The organism is Terriglobia bacterium, assembly GCA_036496425.1.
In the GTDB taxonomy this organism is placed as follows: domain Bacteria; phylum Acidobacteriota; class Terriglobia; order 20CM-2-55-15; family 20CM-2-55-15; genus 20CM-2-55-15.
Map to the genome: position 1 here is coordinate 1 of DASXLG010000234.1, position 5118 is coordinate 5118.

General features: G+C 55.6%; 7 protein-coding genes. 3 read left to right on the forward strand and 4 right to left on the reverse strand.

Annotated elements, in window-relative coordinates; genetic code table 11:
• A partial coding sequence (locus VGK48_16550) for a hypothetical protein (GenBank protein ID HEY2382787.1) occupies positions 1-286 on the forward strand: 286 nt, incomplete at its 5' end.
• Positions 287-292: 6 nt separating this feature from the next.
• On the opposite strand, the gene VGK48_16555 is transcribed toward VGK48_16550, so the two are convergent.
• On the reverse strand, positions 293-1168 hold the full coding sequence (locus tag VGK48_16555; protein HEY2382788.1) for a TIGR01777 family oxidoreductase: 876 nt from the start codon (positions 1166-1168) through the stop codon (positions 293-295).
• Between the two features lie 11 nt (positions 1169-1179).
• On the reverse strand, positions 1180-1428 hold the full coding sequence (locus VGK48_16560; protein ID HEY2382789.1) for a hypothetical protein: 249 nt from the start codon (positions 1426-1428) through the stop codon (positions 1180-1182).
• Between the two features lie 2 nt (positions 1429-1430).
• On the opposite strand from VGK48_16560, the gene VGK48_16565 reads away from it, so the two are divergent.
• The gene (locus VGK48_16565) at positions 1431-2447 is read left to right on the forward strand and encodes a VWA domain-containing protein (protein HEY2382790.1); all 1017 of its coding nucleotides are present in this window, start codon (positions 1431-1433) and stop codon (positions 2445-2447) included.
• Positions 2448-2510: 63 nt separating this feature from the next.
• Here VGK48_16565 and VGK48_16570 read toward each other — a convergent pair whose 3' ends face one another.
• Complete coding sequence (locus VGK48_16570; GenBank protein ID HEY2382791.1) at positions 2511-3251, reverse strand: OmpA family protein; 741 nt, start codon at positions 3249-3251, stop codon at positions 2511-2513.
• A 366-nt stretch (positions 3252-3617) separates the two neighbouring features.
• Positions 3618-3899 (reverse strand): HU family DNA-binding protein, encoded by a 282-nt coding sequence (locus tag VGK48_16575; protein ID HEY2382792.1) that lies wholly within the window; start codon positions 3897-3899, stop codon positions 3618-3620.
• 208 nt (positions 3900-4107) lie between these two features.
• Here VGK48_16575 and VGK48_16580 point away from each other — a divergent pair, with 208 nt between their 5' ends.
• On the forward strand, positions 4108-5109 hold the full coding sequence (locus tag VGK48_16580) for an isocitrate dehydrogenase (NAD(+)) (GenBank protein HEY2382793.1): 1002 nt from the start codon (positions 4108-4110) through the stop codon (positions 5107-5109).
• Positions 5110-5118: the final 9 nt, after the last annotated feature.

The window sequence follows — 5118 nt, forward strand, 5'->3', positions numbered from 1 at the left end:
GTACAACAAATACGCATCGAAGGGTTTTAAGATCATCGGCGCCAATGCAGACCAGGTTCTGGAACTCCCGTATGACGATCAGTATCGGGCGAACTACGCGAAGAAATATGGATTCAACTTCACGCTGGCCCATCTGAACGCCGCCATGCAACAGAATTACGGCGGGGTTACCGTGTTCCCGACTTTGTTCTTCGTCGACAAAACCGGGACAATCGTGAAGCACTTCGTGAACTTCCAGGAGAAAGCGACCCTGGAGGCCGCGATTCAAGCGACACTCGCGAAGTAATTCGCTTCAGGACCGTAATAGCTCCCGCAGGGCAGGTTCAAGGTCTTTGTGACGAAAGACGAATCGGGAGGCCTGCAGCTTTGCAGGCTCCACCCGGGCGCTTGCCAGGAGCAGCGCATCCGCCATTTCACCCAGAGCGAGACGGGCTGCAAAAGCAGGAAGTGGAAAGACCGTTGGCCTGCCGAGCACGCGGCCGAGTGTTCTGGTGAACTCCACGCTCTTGATCGGGGAAGGTGAGACGAGATTGACTGCGCCATGCAGGCCGGTTGCTTGAATGCAGTGTTGTATGGCGCCGCAGACGTCGTGTAATGAGATCCAACTCCAGTACTGATCTCCTGAACCGACTCTGCCTCCCAGACCCAATCGGAAGGGCAAAAGCATCTTCGCCAATGCTCCACCATCTTTGCTGAGCACGATGCCGGTACGCAGGTGGACCACCCGGACGCCCCTCCGTGTCGCTGCATCCGTAGCCGCTTCCCACTCCCTGCAGACTTCTGGGAGAAATCCCGTACCGGAACTGCTTTCCTCACGCAGGACCTGGTCGCCGCGGTCGCCGTAGTAACCGATCGCCGAAGCGCCGATCAAGGCCTGCGGCCGGTCTGCCATTCCAGCGATCGCTTCTGCGATCAACCGCGTGCCCTTCACCCGGCTGTCACGGATTCGCGCTTTGCGGGCGGCAGTCCATCGCCCGCTCGCAATATTCTCGCCTGCAAGATGTACGACGGCTTCGACGCCGCGAAACGCTGAAGAATCGATGAAGTGCTTTTCCGGATCCCAATCCGCCGGACGCCTCAATGAAACGATCTCGTGCCCGGCACTCTTCAGTAATGGAATAAGAGCGGTTCCGACCAATCCGGTCGCACCCGTTACCGCGATCTTCATAGGATATTCCGTTACGTCTTTTTCTCTTTGTAGCCTTCCAGAGTGTGGTGCGCTTTGTAATACTTGCCGGCGTCATTCAGGTCCGGCTTTCCCACCGCAGGATGGCAAAATGTACAGGGCTTATTCTCTTTTTTTGTGTATTCCGGCGTAGAAAATGCGAATGGCAGAAACAATATCGACACCGTGCAGGTGATGACTGTGGCTCTCAGGATTTTGTTCATCTTTGCCCGAATACTGCCGGTGTTAGGATGATAGCACATCGATGGCACGCACCATTTTCAGACTGCTGGCCCTTGCCGCCGTCAGCGCTGCGCTGATTGCAGCGCAGAAGCCGGACTACACGCTGAAGGTCGACGTACCCTTCGTAACCGTGGATGTGACGGTCGAAGATGCGAACGGAAACGCTGTTCAAAACCTGTCTCGCGATGCTTTTGAATTGTTCGAAGACGGAGCACCTCAGGATATTCGCTATTTCCTTCCCGTTTCCGCACCGCACGATGTCCTCCTCTTATTCGATCGAAGCGGAAGCACTGAAGACAAATGGCCCTTGATGCAGATGGCGATCTCCGAGTTTATTGCCGGCCTGCGGCCTCAAGACAAGATTGCAATAGCCACGTTCGACTACGACGTTCAGATGCAACAGGAGTGGACCGGGGATCCGGACAAAGCGCTTTCCGCGCTGCCCCGGCTGCTCGAACCCGACCAGATCGGGGGAACGAATTTCTACCATGCTGTGGAGGAAACGCTTCGGCGGCAATTCCGCAAGACATCCGGCCGACGCGCGCTGATCGTTCTCACGGACGGACGCGATACGTCCTTTTACAAGGATCTGGTCACCCGGAACCGGATAGCCGATCCGAAAGCCGAACGCCCTTTCCAGAACGCGTTAAAAGCGGCACGGACTTCAAGAATTCCGATTTACTTCGTGGCCTTCAATACAGACAGGAACCTGCAACCGAACACAATCGGGGGAGACGAGTATAAAAGTCTGAGAATTATCTTTCCCAACTCCACGATGCCGGACCGCTATCTTGCGGCAGTACGGATGCGGATGGAGCAACTGGCAGACATTTCGGGTGGGCGGATGATCTATCCCCAAAAGCTGGACGACATCATTCCGTTGTATCAGCGGATCGGACAGGAACTGGGGATTTCCTACACGCTGGGATATGTGTCACCGAATCCCCGGCTGGACGGCTCCTTTCACCGCATTGAAGCGCGCACGCGAGATCCACTCTATCGAATCGTCCAATCCCGGGAGGGCTACTATGCGAGGTGAGAAAGGGAGCCGGGAATAACCCGGCTCCCGCTCACAGCAAGGTGAGTTCGCGACTCCTGGACGTTAGTTCGTCTGCCGGGAGCCGGTCGATTTCAAGAGCCGGACTTCCACGCGCCGGTTCTGGGCGCGGCCCTGTTCGTTTTTGTTGTCTGCGACAGGATCTTCTTTTCCGAGTCCGACAATGGAAATGCGATAAAGCGGAAGCTTCTTAGAGACGAGGTAGCGCTGGACAGCTTCGGCGCGCCGCTCGCTCAGACCGATGTTGTACTGCTCGGAACCGCGAGCATCCGTGTAGCCCTGGATTTCAAGCATGTATCCGCCGTTGCCGGTATTGCCGGCAATCCGGTCGAGCGTGCTCTTCGCCGCCGCATCCAGAACGGAAGAATTGAACTTGAACATCACCACTTGCTTGTCGCTTTCGGCATAGTTATCGCCAAGATTGGCGATACGGCTTTCAATCGTGCTGATTCTGTTATTTGCCTGTTGGACACCCTGATTCGCTGTATCCGCCTTGCGGTCGGCGGCCTGCGCAGCCGTCGCCGCATTCTGGGCCGCGGTTTGCGCTTGTGTGGCTTTGGTATCTGCCGCTCCAGCCGCAGTCACGCCCTGCTGAGCGCGTCTGTCGACGGCATCGATTCGTTCAGCGTTCTCTTTTACGCCGTTCTGGGCTTCCTGAATGGACGGCTCGAGCGCCTCGGTTTGAAGTCGTACATATTTCCGGCTCGCACATCCTGCTGACAAAACCATAATGCCGGCCAGGACGCCGATGCCTGCAACTGACAATCGTCGAATTGGACTAACCATGAACTTCCCCCTTGTTACTTTCTGTGAGCTTTAAGGTCTACGTTCTCGACTACTGAATATTAACCAGTAATATTCTAGTCAACTTCCGCTGCGCTGGTACAAGACTTTCGTGTATCATCGTGTTTGGTTCCCTAGTCTCGAACGAACGCCCACCCAATGACATCGCTGAAGACGCCTCATCCTTGAGCATTCCAATTGCCAATAAATATGGACCGGAAATATTGGATTTTCTGTTAGATGGGCTGGCAGGCGGGTACCACTCTGTGGCAAATCAGGGAATCTTTGGATGCTCTAAAGAAATGTAGGGCGGCCACGACCGCCCTACGCATATTTCGACGATGAAGTTGAGAATGGCGGCGAAATGGCCTAACGGCCTCGGTTGACGGCTTTCTTGAGTTCCGCACCGGGAACGAACTTCGTGACTTTCTTGGCAGGAATCTTCAGCGGGGCTCCGGTCTGAGGATTGCGGCCGGTTCTCGCCTTGCGCGAGCTGACCGAAAAGGTGCCGAAGCCCACCAGCGTCACTTTGTTTCCTTTCTTCAGCGTCGACTCAACACCATCGAGCGCGGAATTGAGCGCATTGCTCGCCTGGACTTTCGAAATCTTCGCATCTTTTGCGATCTTGTCAATTAACTCGCCTTTATTCATCTGTGCTCCCTCCAGTCAGTAACCGGAATCTTTTGTCTTAATGTTCCACCCAACAAACCGCAGCGGTTTATATCGCACGGTATAGGCAGTGTCAAGCGAGTGTTTCTGCCGGCACAAGGCGGAAATGCACGGCTGACGTGGGCTCCAGAGTTTTGCGTTTCGAGAAAACTTGACAAATGCGCCGCGGCTCATGAAGCTCGGTGGACATATGAAACATCGCGTCACACTTATTCCGGGGGATGGGATCGGTCCGGAAGTTTCCGCAGCAGTCATCCGCATCATTGAATCGGCGGGCGTTCAGATCGAATGGGAGCGGTTTACCGTAGGCGGCCACGCTCAGGACCTTTCAGGTTCTTCGCTTCCCGACGAAGTAATCGATTCCGTTCGCCGGAATGCGATTGCCCTCAAAGGGCCCGTTGCTACGCCTATCGGCGGCGGCTTCGAAAGCGTCAACGTCCGGCTGCGTAGAATCCTCGACCTGTATGCAAACCTCAGGCCCGTACGCAATCTCCCGGGCGTCCAGTCACGATTCGGCGATGTCGATCTCGTCATCGTCCGCGAGAATACTGAAGGACTTTATTCCGGCCTCGAACATGAAGTCGTCCCCGGCGTGGTCGAATCGTTGAAGATCATGACTGAGAAAGCGAGCACGCGTATCGCCGTGTTTGCCTTCGAGTACGCTAGAAAGTTCGGGCGGAAAAAAGTGACGGCGGTTCACAAGGCGAACATCATGAAAAAGTCCGACGGATTATTCCTGGCGTGCTTCCGCAAGGTCGCCGTGAATTATCCTTCGATCGAGCACGACGACAAGATCGTGGACAACCTGTGCATGCAGCTCGTCATGAACCCTCACCAATTCGACATGCTGGTGATGGAAAACCTTTACGGGGATATTGTCTCGGATCTGGCGGCGGGGCTGGTCGGCGGATTAGGTGTTGTTCCGAGCGCAAACATCGGCGAAAAGGCGGCCCTTTTCGAAGCCGTTCACGGAACGGCGCCGGATATTGCCGGAAAGAATCAGGCTAATCCGACGGCGCTGCTGATGTCCTCGATCATGATGCTGAGGCACATCGGCGAAAGTGACGCGGGAGACCGCATCGAAACGGCATTGAACAAGGTGCTGGAAAAGCGGGAACGCATCACACGCGACCTCGGCGGAACAGCGTCGACCAGCGAGTTCGCCGAGGCGATTATCGCGGCGCTCGCTTAGCACAAAAAG

Bases quoted from the DNA above. Each gene is read 5' to 3' on its own strand.
- VGK48_16575 (HEY2382792.1), bottom strand. From the start codon at position 3,899: ATGAATAAAGGCGAGTTAATTGACAAGATCGCAAAAGATGCGAAGATT.
- VGK48_16560 (HEY2382789.1), bottom strand. From the start codon at position 1,428: ATGTGCTATCATCCTAACACCGGCAGTATTCGGGCAAAGATGAACAAA.
- VGK48_16555 (HEY2382788.1), bottom strand. From the start codon at position 1,168: ATGAAGATCGCGGTAACGGGTGCGACCGGATTGGTCGGAACCGCTCTT.
- VGK48_16570 (HEY2382791.1), bottom strand. From the start codon at position 3,251: ATGGTTAGTCCAATTCGACGATTGTCAGTTGCAGGCATCGGCGTCCTG.
- VGK48_16565 (HEY2382790.1), top strand. From the start codon at position 1,431: ATGGCACGCACCATTTTCAGACTGCTGGCCCTTGCCGCCGTCAGCGCT.
- VGK48_16580 (HEY2382793.1), top strand. From the start codon at position 4,108: ATGAAACATCGCGTCACACTTATTCCGGGGGATGGGATCGGTCCGGAA.